This is a genomic window from Bacillus sp. HY001, from assembly GCF_007558965.1.
Lineage (GTDB): Bacteria > Bacillota > Bacilli > Bacillales > Bacillaceae_G > Bacillus_A > Bacillus_A mobilis.
Genome location: NZ_VLTE01000145.1, coordinates 1 through 15,246, shown reverse-complemented (window position 1 = coordinate 15,246; position 15,246 = coordinate 1). Strand labels below are relative to the sequence as shown.

Here is a 15,246-nt window from a genome sequence, read left to right as displayed (position 1 = left end):
AAGAGTTTTATAGTTTGATGGATTTTCCTTTGTCATTTTATTCACCTCCTTGTTAAGGATATTATAGCAAAAAAGAACATACGTTTCTGTTTTTTCTCAAAAATAAAATATTTCTTTCGATTCACCTCACCACCTTCACTTACGTTTAGAGGTGGGAGTCCTCTCGAAAGGCATGATAGAATAATATTACTAATGATTTATTGTAAATTGACTATTTGCCAGGCAATCGGATATTACGCCAGCTACTTACGTCACATTGACCGTATGTATTATCACCTACTGCTACCACCGTGCCGTCTGATTTCAGGCCGACCGTATGTGCACAACCCGCCGCTATCGCTACAATATCTTTCCATTCGCTTACATTACATTGGCCATATCGATTATTACCTACTGCCGCCACTGTACCATCTGATTTAAGAGCGATTGTATGATTACTTCCTGCAGCTACTGCCACAATATCTCTCCAACTGCCTACATCGCATTGACCAAGTTTATTATGACCCACAGCCATCACTATGCCATCCGATTTCAAACCAACAGTATGAAGATAACCAGCTGCCAACGCCACAATACCCCTCCATTCGCTTACATTACATTGGCCATATCGATTATTACCTACTGCCGTCACCGTTCCATCCAATTTAAGACCAACTGTATGCCAGTCACCCAGCGCAGCCGCCACAATATCTCTCCAGCTGCTTATATTACATTCTCCTTCTTTATTTCGCCCCACCGCTATTACCGTGCCATCTGGTTTAAGGCCAATCGTACGACGCCACCCTGCCGCAACCGATACAATACTATTCCAGTCTTTCACATTACACTGATCATGCTTATTCCATCCCACCGCTTCCACAGTATGATCACATTTCAGAGCGATTGTATGAGCGTTACCGGTGTTCGTCGCCATATGAACATTGCCCGCTGCGACTGCTTCAATATCATACCAGCCGCTTATATTGCATTCTCCTTCTTTATTTCGCCCCACTGCCACAACTGTGCCATCCGATTTAAGAGCAACTGTATGACCACGACCTGCCGCTATCGTACCTTTAGGCCACCGTTTCACTTTTAACATGTCTTCTTTCAGTGAAATATTATTCATATTTACCTCCTTCAAAATAAGCCACTGTATCAAACTTTATTTTCACTCTACATCTTCAAAAAAATAAATACCTCTAGTTTATAAACTAGAGGTATTCTACTCATTTCTTTAATCGCTCAATAAAATCCTGTAATTTATCAAGTGATTTCATATTACGATTACAAGCTTCACCATCTTTACAAATATAGTTTCCCTTTTTCACGAAAGTTCCTTGTATATCACCTTTAATTTCCACTAAAAACATTCCAACTTCTTCATGCCCATGACATAATGAACAAATACTTTTTTTATTTAAGCTTTGAAACGTCCCTTGCAGACCAACAAACTTATTTTTATCATTTTTCGCTATAATAAATTTCCTGCTTGACCCTTTATCAATCCAGCTTAAATAAGATAATTCTTTCATATCCAGTTCTTCCATATCAGGAAGTTTTAATTTTTTCGCTTTAGGAAATAATTTTTTTAATGTTTGCGCTGTAACTTCCTGAAACGGAATGACATACGGATTTATTTTCATTAAAAACGATTCTGCATCTTCTCTATTTTGAACTGTTAATACCGTATCAATTAACTCTTTCTGTTCATCCGTTAAATTCTCAAATAGATGTATTATCTTTTCAATCGCAAGTGATTTTAACGCTTGAATGACACCTCTATCATTTGCCGTTGCATGCCCATTTGCTAAAATATAAGCTTGTGATTTTATAAAATTATATTGATCACTTCTAATAAAAGCTTCCATCTTTATCACTCCATACAAATTGTTGATCTAGTTTTATTGTATACAAAGATTCAGCTTTTGGATATGTAAAAGATAACTTAGAAACGAATATTACATACTTCGATTATGTTCTACCGCTTCATTTCCTGACAAAAGAAACCATCGTCTGTTTTCCATTCTGCATATAATACATCTTCAAATTTAGTAATCCCTTTTTGCTTTATTTGTTTATACAGCCATCCTTCATCAAAGCCAGCTTCTCTCAAATTATCTTTCACTACTTTTCCATCACTAATTAATGAAATCGGTAAGTATACAGGCTTATGTTTTACACTTAAATCATTTATAGTGGGTGATTCGTATTTACTTTTCTTCAAAACGCTTATGTTCCCATTAGGTTCCAAAATCATATATTCAACTTCTCTGATTGAAAATATGTCTTTTTGTTGCCTAAGCATTTGTTGTAATTGATTAATATCCAAATGATTTGAACTTAGTTGTGCCCGATCAATATACCCATTACGGATAATGATTGAAGGTGAGCCTTCAAAAAAACTTCTCGTCCCTCTAAATTTTTGTGTTATTACTTCTATTGAATAGATTAACACTACCCATACAAGTACTGCATATAAAATAGACCATATTTTTATTTTCGGATCATATATAGTATTTCCGACTAATTCTCCGAGAACAATGGCAGAAATAAAATCAAATGGCGTTAACTGAGATATTTGTGTTTTCCCTAATATTTTAGTAGCAATCAATAGCACAAAAAAACCAAAAAATAGTTCTATCGTTATTTGTCCTAAATGATTCATAAATGCTCACCTTTCTGCTTTTCACTCAAATGCTCTATATTCTAGTAAAAAAACGGCACATTTTTTCTATTATCTTGTCCATTCATACACAATATATCCGATACATACAAAGCAAAAAGAGTCTAGTTCAAAATAATATTTGAACTAGACTCTTTTATCTTCATTTAGAATACACTATCTTTTTAATCGTTTCTCCGGACAGAAAATACTCCTCTGCAAGTTGATGAACGGAAATCCCACTTTTAAACGCTTCTTTAATCGCTTTATTTCTTTCATCTAGTTGTTTTCTCCCTCCGGATCGTGTACCCCATTTATAATGTTTCGTTTCTTGTTTTGGAATGTAAATTGTTTCACCTTGTATATACTTTTGAATTTCAATAATTAAACTTTCTGGTAAAACCGTCGCAGCTTTAACGTATTTCATTTCTGCTCGCCCCTTATTTTTTATGGTTCATTTCAATAAGGTGCAAAGCCAAATATAAAAAATGATACGAGCTCATTTAGGCGATTGTATATTACTTGTCTACCTCACGCAAAGTATCGCCATTTCCATACTTGGCTTTGCATGAGACGTTGCAGTGTCCGGCAATTGAATTATAATCGCCATTTAAACACCTCCTAATATAACTTTTTTAATTTATTATATGATAAATTCCTTCCCCTTGCATCCACATCCTTTTTCAAGCATGAAATTACTTAGTTTGATATAATACTTTTTAGTCCAATCCAAAAGTATAGTGAGGTTGCTTTATGAAAAAGAAAATAATCATTACAATCGTTACATTATTCATTATTACTGTAGCATTATTTGGAACATACAAATTGATGAACGCAAGAAGTTTTCAATTGTTTGGAGATTTAACAAATCGAGTAGAAACAAATGAAAAAGTGATTGCTTTAACTTTTGATGATGGCCCTACGAACAATGTAAAACAAATATTACCGCTACTAGATACATACAATGCAAAAGCTACATTCTTTTTAATCGGCAATGAATTAGAGAAAAACCTATCGTTAGGAGAAGATATCGTACAATCTGGACACCAAATTGGAAACCATACATACTCTCATAACAGAATGGTTTTTAAAACACCTTCTTTTATTAAAGAAGAAATAGAAAAAACGAATGCATTAATCCGCCAAACAGGATATACAGGCGAAATTGATTTTAGACCACCTAACGGAAAAAAGCTAATTGGTCTGCCCTATTATTTAAATAAAAATAATATCGAAACAATCACATGGGACCTTGAACCTGATACTTTTTATAAATCTGCTGCTGATAAAATTGAGTATGTTAATAAAAATGTAAAACCAGGTTCTATCATTTTACTGCACCCTATGTATGATAAGTCTAATGAAAATTTACAGACCATCGAAGGTATTTTAGACTCTTTATCTAAAAAGGGCTATCAGTTTGTAACAGTAAACGAACTGCAAAAAAGAGCAAAATAAAAAGGTAGCGTATCATAAATCGATACGTTACCTTTCTTTTTAAATAATGCCAAGTACATTTAAGAATACGATAATAATCGCAATTGGTGCGATAAAGCGAAGTAAGAATAACCATAATACGAATAATTTATAGCCCTTATTTTTACTTACACCAAGCTCTTTGATTAATACATCTTTCTTCATTTTTAAAGGAACGAAGATAGAAACTAATAAAACACCAAGTGGCATTAGTACATTACTAACTGCATAATCCGCTAAATCAAAGACTGTCTTTCCAAAAATCTTCAGATCACTTAATATACCGAATGATAACGCTGATGGTACTCCAACAACGAAGATTAACAATCCAACGATTAATGCCATTTTTTCACGTTTCCCTTTACCTTTTGCAGTTAAAGATGCAACGCTAATTTCTAACATCGAAATTGCCGATGTAATAGTAGCAAAGAAGAATAGTAATAAGAAAACGATGAAGAATAATTTCCCGAATGCCATTTTACTGAAAATAGCTGGCAGTACGATGAATAATAGTCCCGGTCCTTGTGATGGTTCCATTCCAAATGCGAACACAACTGGGAAAATCGCAAGTCCTGCAAGTAATGTAATCACAAGCGTTAAAGCTACGATAGAAAATGCTGAACGCGGTAAACTTTCTTCTTTCGGTAAGTAAGAGCTATACGTTACCATAACAGCTACACCGACAGATAGGGAGAAGAACGATTGCCCCATAGCGTATAAAATGACTTCTGATGTTACGTTTGAGAAATCAGGTTGTAAGAAGAAACGAACCCCTTCTCCAGCACCGTCTAATGTAAGTGCACGAACGATTAATACAAAGAATAAAACGAATAGTGCTGGCATGAAATATTTATTTACTTTTTCAACACCATTTTGTACACCTTTACTTACGATGAAAATAGTAATAAGGATGAATAATAGCTGTGATCCAACTGCTAAATACGGATTGGAAATGATTTCACCAAACGTAGCTTCGTATGCTCCATTTCCTTCCCAAAGTCTACCTGTAATTGCATTCCATAAGTATAATAAAATCCATCCGCCTACAACACTGTAGAAAGAAAGTAGTATGAAACAAGTTACAATTCCTAATTTCCCTAACCATGGCCATAATGTTTTTGGTGCGATTTCTCTATATGCATCAACAGCCTCTTTTTGTGTACTTCTTCCGATTACGAATTCAGCTAATAATAGCGGTAAACCAATTAATAATGTGAAACCGATGAAAATAAGGAAGAACGCGCCGCCCCCTCCAATTCCGGCCATATACGGGAATTTCCAAATCGCCCCTAGACCAATTGCTGAACCTGCTGCAGCTAATACGAAACCTAATTTCGATGTCCATTGCTGTGAATTCATTTATTAATCTCCTCTCTATCTCTTTTTCTTTGTTACAATTCGGTATTTATATTGTTCTATCGATACTCTTTTCTAATACGTTCACTCCCTCCCTACTAATAAAAAACGCCCCTACGTAAATACGTAGGGACGACAAAAATATCGCGGTACCACCCTAGTTATGAAGATACAACAAAGTTAGAACCTAAATAAAAAACGCCCCTACGCAAATACGTAGGGACGATAAATTATCGCGGTACCACCCTAGTTATGAAGCCACAACAAAGTTAGGACCTAAATAAAAAACGTCCCTACGTAAATACGTAGGGACGATAAATATCGCGGTACCACCCTAGTTGTGAAACAATCTTCACCACTTTATTTGATAACGGTATAAACTACCGTCTTTCATTTCCTCATAATGTGAGATTTATGAAAGATGCTCCAGGACGAACTTCATGAATAATCTATATACTGATTCACACCAACCATCAGCTCTCTGAAATAGGGAGATATTCACTACTATACCCTTTCATTGCCCAAATATTATTTTCCGAATTGATTACTATCATTTTTATCACACATTAAAAATAGTGTCAACTTATATTTTGAATTTTTATGAGTACTTTCTTTTATAAAATTCGAAATATGACTTTTAAATGAATAGTATTAGAACATTTATGGTTTATACTGTATTAACTTCGCTAACGGGTTTATAGTAGTATACGATGCATGCAAGACAGCACGAGTAGGAGGAAAGAATTTTGTCTACTTCAAAAGTTTTAAAAGGTACTGCTTTATTAAGTGGTGCAACAATGATTTCACGTATATTAGGTTTTATATACTTCTTCCCTTTTCAACTATTAGTCGGAACACAAGGTGTCGCTTTATATGGATATGCATACTCTTGGTACGGTATTTTATTAAGCTTCTCAACAGCTGGTATTCCTATTGCCGTTTCCAAATTTGTTGCAAAGCATAATGCGCTTGGTGATTATAGTACAAGCAAAAAATTATACAACTCTAGCGTAAAATTAATGTTGTTTATGGGCTTTTTAGGATTTTTAACTTTATTTATTGGAGCACCGTACATATCACAATTTATTATTCGCTCAAAAACGCCAGATCCACAATTTATTGCTGACGTAACACTTACGATGCGAGCATTAAGTTTCGCACTTATTATCGTACCAGCTATGAGTGTTACACGTGGTTATTTCCAAGGTTTTCAACATATGAAACCAAGTGCCGTTTCTCAAGTCGTAGAACAAATTGCGCGCGTTGTTTTCATTTTAGTTGGTAGTTTTATCGTCTCAAAACTATTAGGAGGTTCAGTCGCCTCTTCTGTTGCAGTTGCTACGTTTGGCGCTGTTATCGGGGCACTTGCCAGCGTTTCGATTTTAATGATGTACTGGAAAAAATATAATAGATTAAAGCCTCCCGAAGGAGAATTAAAGTCCAGGGCGTCGAATATCCCATTAAAAAATATTTATATAGAATTACTTCGATATGCAATCCCAATTGTATTTGTCGGCATTGCCATTCCTCTCTATACGTTAGTAGATCAATATACTGTAGCTGATGTCCTTAGAGCGATGGGAGAGCCGTTAGAAACAGCGAATGCAGTTTTCGCTTATATAACGAATTATGCCCAAAAGTTAATTATGATTCCAGCTTCACTTGCTACTGGATTCTCGTTAACGATCATTCCGGCAATAACGAAATCTTATACAAGCGGGAAACTAGAAGAATTACAAGAACAAATTGCAAAGATATTTCAAGTCTTGTTATTCTTCACTATCCCAGCTGCATTCGGTCTTGCTAGTATCGCTTATGATGCATTCCGTATGGTTTATGTAAATCCTGAAATTGCACTTGGTGGATCACAATATTTAATTTCATTTGCACCTTCTGCTATATTAAGTGCGATTTTCACAGTTTCAGCAGCTATTTTACAAGGAATCGATTATCAAAGAAAAACGATGATTGCTTTCTCAGCCGGTATTCTCGTTAAAGTTTTAGTAAATACACCGCTCTTACATTTATTCGGCGGACACGGTGCTGTACTTGGAACAATTCTTGGATACCTCGTTTCCAATGTTATTATGTTGCACTGCATCATTAAGTTTGCGAAATTTAAAATTGGCGAAACAGCAAAAACAGTACTCCTTATTACAATTTACTCCGCAGCAATGTCTGCTGTTGTAATTGCTTTAAAAGCTATTTTAAAATGGATTATCCCTGGACAATCTTACATCGAATCACTTCTCATTGTTGTTATATGTGGCGCTGCAGGAGGACTTGTTTACCTTTTATTCGTATTAACAAGTGGACTTGCTTCGCATATTCTCGGTAATAGGATTCAACGTTTACCTGTATTAGGAAAGTTAGTAAAATAAAAAACAAGAGATGTAACGCGTTGTTACATCTCTTGTTTTTTCACTTCGCATATTGAATACGCTTCTGTTGTTCAGCGATATTTAACTCCGGAGCATATTGTTCTACTAAATGTAATACCTCTTCAATTAGCACTTCTAACTCCTGTACACTATACTCCGGTTTCCCTATCAACGTATTCGCCATACGCTCATATAAATTTTCAGGTTTAATACTCATTCGTTCCACATTATAAGGCATCCATTTAAATGCAGGATGGTGCACGTACATTCTATTCAAACCGAATAAAACACCGAATAAATCCCTTTGCACTTCACAAATGACATCATATAGCATAAGCCAGTCTTTTCGTTTTAAAAGTGCCTCTCGATTATGCCAGCGATTGCTTAACCAAAGATTTTCTGAAATCATCCGTTCCGCAAGGTCTTCTGGATATGCTACCACCCTATCTTTTAATTCATGTACTTGCTCTTCTCCATACAAACTAACACCGTCATGAACGGATGATACGATACATTGTTTTTCATAACTTATATCATATTGATCCACCACATCCGAAATAACTTTCTCTACTGTTTCTGTTAAAAAGTTACTAATTTCTAATTTAATTCCCTCTTTTGTCAAATATGTTTCCGACCATTCTTCTTCCTCGTAAGGATGATATGACAAAATTGTTCCACCAATATGATTAATAGGCCCTTTACGATCCTCATCCTCTGGTGGTGCTGACCATAAAATATGTAATTCTATATCTGAATGTTCATCTTCTAACTCTCTAGCTACTGAACCCGCTAAAATAATAGCTTCGATCTTCGGGTTTCTCCTATAAATCTCCGACATTTCTATTGCTTTCTCTTTTAATCGCACTTCATTTCCCCCCTACAATTGCAGTACACCCTTACTTTTCATTTATCTATTTCAATATTATGCATTGTATTTCCTTTTCAATGTTCCACTACATCATATTTCTACCCAATAACGCTGAACAATTTCCCCAGTATGAGAAGAAACTACTTCATTTTCTAAAACACCGCCAACCTTTTGAATCGTTTTAGCCGAAGCAATATTAGCTTTATCGCAGGTTATTAACACTTTCTGCAACCCTAACTTTTGCGCTTCATATAATGCGAGTTTCAATTGTTTCGTCGCGTAACCTTGGCGACGTTTATTCGGATGAACACTATATCCAATATGACCACTTTCCCGCAATAATTCTTGGTTTAATCGTTTTCTAATATTCACAAAACCTATAAGTTCCCCTTTTTCAACACTTAAAAATTGGCTAGACGGTACTCGATTACCTTGTAAGTTTTCTCCCACTTCTTGTATACTCACTTTTTCAAACCATCCATCAAGTGAATCAAAATTTTGTACAGAACTACTGCCATGTGGTTGCTCATCCGCATGTAAAAATGCATCCCGATACTCCATAATTAGTTCGCTATATTCATTTGTCGGTATTAATAGTTTCATTGTGTTTCTCCTCTCTTAATAACCTATAACAAACCCCTTAATAGCGCTATTCCACCATTAAGGGGTTTCTATCATTTTCATTCAAATAATCCCATACTCAAATACCGTTCTCCCGTATCAGGTGCAATACATAAAACTTTTTTACCAGCGCCTAATCGTTTTGCTATCATAATTGCTGCATAAACAGATGCTCCAGACGATGGCCCAACTAATAATCCTTCTTGTCTAGCTAATTTTCTCATTGTCGTTAAAGCCTCTTCGTCTGCGATTTGAATAATTTCGTTATACACTTCTGTATTTAAGTTTTTCGGGATAAACCCTGGACTTGTTCCTACTAGTTTATGAGGACCTGGAACACCACCTGATAAAACGGGAGATCCTTTCGGTTCTACTACTGCAATATATAAGTTTGGTAGTTTCTCTTTTAGCGTTTCCCCAGTCCCTGTAATCGTCCCACCAGTTCCAGCTGTTGCTACAAATGCATCCAGCTCACCATCCATTTGTTCATAAATTTCAAGTGCAGTCGTATAACGATGAATATTTGGGTTTGCTGGATTTTCAAATTGTTGCGGAATAAAACTATTTGGTATTTGCTTTTGCAGTTCTAACGCCTTCGCAATTGCTCCTGGCATTCTTTGTTCTGCTGGTGTTAAAACTACTTCTGCGCCGTATGCTTTCAATAAATTTATACGCTCTTTTGACATATTGTCTGGCATAATTAAAATTGCTTTATATCCTTTAGCAGCTGCATTCATCGCTAAACCGATTCCTGTATTACCACTTGTTGGCTCAATAATTGTATCTCCTGGTTTGATAAGACCATTCTCTTCTGCAACGTGCAATAAATTATAGGCAGCACGGTCTTTCACACTGCGTGACGGATTAAACATTTCTAGTTTCACATACACATCTGCTGCGTCTTCTGGAATAAATTTAGATAATCGGACGACAGGTGTATCTCCTATTAATTCTGTAACATTTTCACATAATTTCATAGTGCATCCCCTATTCTATCGTTTTCTTATCACTTGGTAGTAACCAAGAAGTAAGTCCAATTAATGGTAGACAACTACATAGTAACATAATGAATTGTAGACTATATATGTCAGCCAATTTCCCAAGAACTACAGAACCTAAAGCGCCGAGTCCAAACGCAAGCCCTACAATTAATCCAGATACCATCCCTACTTTTCCAGGAACAAGCTCTTGCGCATAAACAACAATTACACTAAAACTACTTGAACTAATAAAACCGATACATAAAAATAGCGGTACGACCCACACGAGCGAAACGTGAGGTAATAAAAGGGCAAGTGGCGCCGAACCTAACATTGAAAATACAATAATTGTTTTCTTTCCAAATCGATCTGCTAACGGTCCACCAAAGAAAGTTCCTAATACACCGGCAATCATAAATGCGAATACGAAATACTGGGCATTTTTTATCGATAAACCGTAGTGCTCAATTAAGTAAAATTGATAAAAATTCCCGATACCAGCACCGTACCAAGAACGTACAAAAGTAAGAAAAACAAGAAGTATAATAACAAATTTAATATGTGTACTTACAATCGCATTTTCAGCCTCAAGCGCAGCCCTCTTCTTTCTTCTTACAGCACCAGTAGCTAATTCATTCCTATACCAATTTGATACAAATATTAATAATACAATTCCTACCGCTGCAAAAGCTGTAAAACCTAAGGAGCCAATTTGGCCGAGCGGAACGAAAATTAACGCTGTAAAAATAGGCGCTAGAGAATTCCCTGTATTTCCTCCCACTTGATAAATCGCTTGTGCTAAACCTCGTTTTGCCCCTGCCGCCATATAAGCAACACGAGCACCTTCTGGATGGAAGACTGCGGAACCTAATCCGATAAATAAAACAGAAATAATAACAATAATAAAATTCGGTGCAAACGCCAGTCCAATCATCCCAAGCATACTCGAAAACATACCGAGCGGTAATAAAAATGGTGATGGCTTCTTATCCGAATACATACCAAAAACCGGTTGCATAATCGATGACGTCATATTTAATGCAAACGCAATCCATCCTACTTGCATATAGGATAAATTCATCGTTTTTTCCAAAATAGGAAACAATGCCGGCACAACTGCTTGCATCGAGTCATTTAAAAAATGACCGAAACTAATCGCAAATAGTATTCGATATATCGTCGGTGTTTCCATTGTATTTTTTTTCGAAACTGCCTGCATATATGAATCTCTCCTTCCTGTACAAAATATATATTTATTACAGTAGGTGTAATAAATTCTGACTTTTGAAACATTTCTATTCTATACTGGTTTCATTTCTTTTTCCAGAAATATCACTTCTTACATAATATATTTTTTCTATACGTTTTATCGGATTTATTTATAGAAATTTTCTATATTTTCTTTTATACTAGGACAGAGATGAAGGAAAGGATGACAACTATGAAGAAAAAAACTAAAGGAATCGTTGCACTCTCAATCACATTATCTATGTTTTTAACAGCATGTGGTCAAAAACAAGAGGCAACAACTACCGGGGAAAAGAAAAAAGAATCTTCAAAACAAGTATTAAATATAGTAGAAGCTGGGGAAATTTCTACACTTGATTCGTCTATCGCAACCGATGGGTTTTCTTACGCTGCATTAAACAACGTAATGGAAGGATTATATATGCCTAGTCCTGACAATAAACCTGTTCCTGCGGCAGCTGAATCATACAAACTGAGCGAAGACGGAAAAACATATACGTTTACATTGCACGATTCAAAATGGTCAAATGGTGATCCAGTTACTGCCCATGATTTTGAATATGCATGGAAACGTGCCGTAAATCCAGAAACTGCTTCTGAATACGCACATATTATGTTCGATATTAAAAATGCAGAAAAAATAAATAAAAAAGAATTACCAATTGATTCATTTGGTGTAAAAGCAATTGATAATAAAACGCTTGAAGTACAGTTAGAACACCCTGTTCCATACTTTTTAGGGTTAATGGGATTTGCAACATTTTATCCTCAAAACCAAAAGGTTGTAGAAGCGCAAGGGAAAAATTACGGGCTTGAAGCTGCAAATGTTGTTTATAACGGGCCGTTTCAATTAAGTGAATGGAAACATGATACAAGTTATAAAATGACAAAAAATCCGAACTACTGGGATAATAAAAATGTGAAGCTAAATGAAATTAATGTAAATATCGTAAAAGATACTTCCACAGCCGTTAATTTATTTGAAAGCAAACAAGTAGACCGAATTACGATTAATTCAGAGTTTGTTGATAAATATCAAAAAGATCCGAGCTTAAAGAAAATGGAACGTCCTTCTATGACATTTTTCCGATTTAGCCAAAAGAATCCTGTATTAGCAAACAAAAACGCTCGAAAAGCTATTTCGCTTGCTTTTGATAAACAAGGAATCGCAACAACAATTTTAAATAATGGTTCTATACCTGCGAATGCATTCGTTCCGAAAGGATTTGTAAAAGGACCTGATAATAAAGATTTTCGTAGTACAAGTAATGTAAAAGTAGAAACAAATGTGAAAGAAGCTAAAACACTATGGGAAACTGCGAAAAAAGAAACAAATTTACAAAATGCTTCTCTTTCAATCATAACAACTGATGAATCTAACGATAAGAAAATTAGTGAGTTTTTAAAAGGTGAACTGGAGAAAAACTTACCAGGATTAAAAATCACATTACAGCCCCTTCCAGTAAAAGCATTTTTAGACCGTGAAGGAAATGGTGACTATGACATCTCACTTTCTACATGGGGACCGGATTATCCTGATCCTACAACATTCTTAAATATGTTTGTCACTGACGGACCGTTTAATAAGATGAGTTATTCAAACAAAAAATACGACGAATTAATTGAGAAAACTAGCTCTACTTTAGCAACTGATTTACCAGCACGTTGGAAAGCGTTCCAAGATGCTGAGAAAATATTACTGGAAGATGATGCAGCTATCGCTCCAATCTTCCAATCAGGACTTGTATATTTAGAACGTCCAACAGTAAAAGGTGTTGTTATTCGTCCATTTGCAGGAATTTATTCTTATAAATGGGCTTCTATTACAGAATAAGAAAAAGGCGATCCTAACATATATTAGGATCGCCTTTTTCTTAAATCGCAAAACGCTTATACTTTTCGTAATCACTCGTCTTACATTCTACTTCTAGTTTCGTACCTTCGTTTTCATAACTCGTAGATAAAACGTGCGCATGATTATTGAAATAGGAAACTACCTGCCCTTGGTCATATGGAATTAACATTTCACACTTCGTATACTCTTTATAAATGTGTGAGCGAATCATTTCGACAAGCTCTTCTATTCCAATATGTTTCTTCGCCGATAAATAAACGCGTTCTTCTTGTACTTTCGGAATTTCAACATCTACCATATCTGATTTGTTATAAGCATAAATGGTTGGAATATTTTCTACTCCAATTTTCTTTAACGTTTCATTTGTAATATCAATTAACTGTTCATAATTTGGATTTGCGTAATCTACAACGTGAATAAGTAAGTCCGCTTCCGCTACTTCTTCTAACGTTGAACGGAACGCTTTCACAAGGTGATGCGGTAATTTGCTTACAAATCCAACTGTATCTGTTAATAAAAATGATTTGTTATCTGGCAAATCAATATTTCGTACAGATGTTTCTAACGTCGCGAATAACATATCTTTTTCAAATACTTGTTTTTCTTCTGTACCATTATAAATTTCAAGCATCGCATTCATCGTCGTTGATTTTCCTGCGTTCGTATAACCTACTAAAGCTACAACAGGAACTTCATTTTTCTTACGCTGCTTTCGCTGCGTTTGACGCTGGGCAACAAGTGCTTCTAGGTCTTTATTTAAAACTGAAATCTGTTCTTCAATTTTACGACGATCTAACTCTAATTTCTTCTCACCGACACCTTTATTTTTCGTACCAACTCCGCCGCTCTGTCTTCCTAATGATTCACGAAGCCCGATTAAACGAGGCATCATATACTGAAGATGCGCTACCTCAACTTGCAACTGCGCTTCTTTCGTTTTCGCACGTTGCGCAAAAATATCTAAAATTAATATGGTACGGTCAATTACTTTGCAATCTAAATCCGCTTCTAAATTTCGAATTTGAGAAGGAGATAATTCATCATTAAAGATTACCATATTCGCATCTACTTCATTTACATAGGCTGCTACTTCTTCAATCTTTCCTTTTCCGATATAATGGGACGGATTTACTCGTTGTAAATTTTGCGTCACTTGCCCGATTACCTCTACATCACAAGCTTCTGCAAGATTCGTTAACTCTTCCATCGAATACGCAAAGTCATCTTCATTACCTAAATTTACTCCAACTAAAACTGCTCTTTGTAATAATTCTTCCATATATTTATTCCTCCATTTCGATTACGTAAAATAAAAAACACAGGTCACTGCCTGTGTTTTCGTAAACGGATAAGGGTTCACCAAAGAAATAGAAGAAAGTTATACTTTCATCCTATCTCATAGTCATTAAGTCCCAAGATCATATACGTATCCACAATAAGTGTTCACCTATACGATCCCATTCTATTAATAAAGGCAAAACAAAAAGAGGGCGTATTCGTCCCTCCCTCTTTTTCACATATAAGCTTAATAAAGGGTTCCTTTAAAATAGGCAGACCAATCCCGTTCACTCTGTACACAGACAGAGCCTTTGAGCGCTATTCAATTATTGGCACAAAGTATTGAGACGTAATCTGATTAAGATCAAAGGAAGCCCCTCCGTTCATTTAAGTTACATAAAGTGTAGCATAAGTAATTCGCTTTCACAAGATTAAACCACCTATGAACACTCCCCCACTTAGCAAAGCTTGAAGTGGGGGTTTCTAACGTTTCGACCTAACGGACGATTAACGTCAGGGGAGTTAACACATTAGCGAGC

General features: G+C 35.6%; 13 protein-coding genes and 1 other annotated feature. Of the genes, 3 read left to right on the top strand and 10 right to left on the bottom strand.

Features of this window, described 5'->3' with window-relative positions; genetic code table 11:
* Positions 1-211: 211 nt before the first annotated feature.
* The 4 genes from FOT98_RS29355 to FOT98_RS29340 all read right to left on the bottom strand — a co-directional run bounded on the left by FOT98_RS29355 (position 212) and on the right by FOT98_RS29340 (position 3,071).
* A complete protein-coding gene (locus tag FOT98_RS29355) occupies positions 212-1,108 on the bottom strand; it encodes an RCC1 domain-containing protein (protein ID WP_144291204.1) in 897 nt (298 codons plus the stop codon).
* Between the two features lie 100 nt (positions 1,109-1,208).
* Positions 1,209-1,850, bottom strand: a complete 642-nt coding sequence (locus tag FOT98_RS29350; protein WP_063263099.1) for a FusB/FusC family EF-G-binding protein — start codon at positions 1,848-1,850, stop codon at positions 1,209-1,211.
* Between the two features lie 110 nt (positions 1,851-1,960).
* A complete protein-coding gene (locus FOT98_RS29345) occupies positions 1,961-2,647 on the bottom strand; it encodes a DUF421 domain-containing protein (RefSeq protein ID WP_063263100.1) in 687 nt (228 codons plus the stop codon).
* 160 nt (positions 2,648-2,807) lie between these two features.
* Complete coding sequence (locus FOT98_RS29340) at positions 2,808-3,071, bottom strand: CD3324 family protein (protein ID WP_016088411.1); 264 nt, start codon at positions 3,069-3,071, stop codon at positions 2,808-2,810.
* Between the two features lie 326 nt (positions 3,072-3,397).
* On the opposite strand from FOT98_RS29340, the gene FOT98_RS29335 reads away from it, so the two are divergent.
* Positions 3,398-4,102, top strand: a complete 705-nt coding sequence (locus tag FOT98_RS29335; RefSeq protein WP_063263101.1) for a polysaccharide deacetylase family protein — start codon at positions 3,398-3,400, stop codon at positions 4,100-4,102.
* Positions 4,103-4,141: 39 nt separating this feature from the next.
* Here the strand turns inward: FOT98_RS29335 and FOT98_RS29330 are convergent, their stop codons facing one another.
* Positions 4,142-5,479, bottom strand: coding sequence for a sodium-dependent transporter (locus FOT98_RS29330; protein WP_063263102.1), 1,338 nt, complete (start codon positions 5,477-5,479; stop codon positions 4,142-4,144).
* Positions 5,480-5,780: 301 nt separating this feature from the next.
* Positions 5,781-6,003: a binding site (T-box leader), on the bottom strand.
* Positions 6,004-6,222: 219 nt separating this feature from the next.
* On the opposite strand from FOT98_RS29330, the gene FOT98_RS29325 reads away from it, so the two are divergent.
* Positions 6,223-7,857, top strand: a complete 1,635-nt coding sequence (locus FOT98_RS29325) for a putative polysaccharide biosynthesis protein (protein ID WP_063263103.1) — start codon at positions 6,223-6,225, stop codon at positions 7,855-7,857.
* A 40-nt stretch (positions 7,858-7,897) separates the two neighbouring features.
* Here FOT98_RS29325 and FOT98_RS29320 read toward each other — a convergent pair whose 3' ends face one another.
* The 4 genes from FOT98_RS29320 to FOT98_RS29305 all read right to left on the bottom strand — a co-directional run bounded on the left by FOT98_RS29320 (position 7,898) and on the right by FOT98_RS29305 (position 11,545).
* Entirely contained in the window at positions 7,898-8,722 is an 825-nt protein-coding gene (locus FOT98_RS29320; RefSeq protein WP_063263104.1) for a DUF4037 domain-containing protein, read from the bottom strand.
* Positions 8,723-8,815: 93 nt separating this feature from the next.
* Positions 8,816-9,328: a GNAT family N-acetyltransferase gene (locus FOT98_RS29315; RefSeq protein WP_063263105.1), complete on the bottom strand. Its 513-nt coding sequence runs from the start codon at positions 9,326-9,328 to the stop codon at positions 8,816-8,818.
* 77 nt (positions 9,329-9,405) lie between these two features.
* Entirely contained in the window at positions 9,406-10,323 is a 918-nt protein-coding gene (cysK, locus tag FOT98_RS29310; protein ID WP_046959062.1) for a cysteine synthase A, read from the bottom strand.
* 10 nt (positions 10,324-10,333) lie between these two features.
* Positions 10,334-11,545: an MFS transporter gene (locus FOT98_RS29305; RefSeq protein WP_001149401.1), complete on the bottom strand. Its 1,212-nt coding sequence runs from the start codon at positions 11,543-11,545 to the stop codon at positions 10,334-10,336.
* A gap of 222 nt (positions 11,546-11,767) precedes the next feature.
* On the opposite strand from FOT98_RS29305, the gene FOT98_RS29300 reads away from it, so the two are divergent.
* Positions 11,768-13,408: a peptide ABC transporter substrate-binding protein gene (locus FOT98_RS29300; RefSeq protein ID WP_063263106.1), complete on the top strand. Its 1,641-nt coding sequence runs from the start codon at positions 11,768-11,770 to the stop codon at positions 13,406-13,408.
* Positions 13,409-13,448: 40 nt separating this feature from the next.
* On the opposite strand, the gene hflX is transcribed toward FOT98_RS29300, so the two are convergent.
* Positions 13,449-14,708: a GTPase HflX gene (hflX, locus tag FOT98_RS29295; RefSeq protein WP_000391884.1), complete on the bottom strand. Its 1,260-nt coding sequence runs from the start codon at positions 14,706-14,708 to the stop codon at positions 13,449-13,451.
* Between the last annotated feature and the right edge of the window lie 538 nt (positions 14,709-15,246).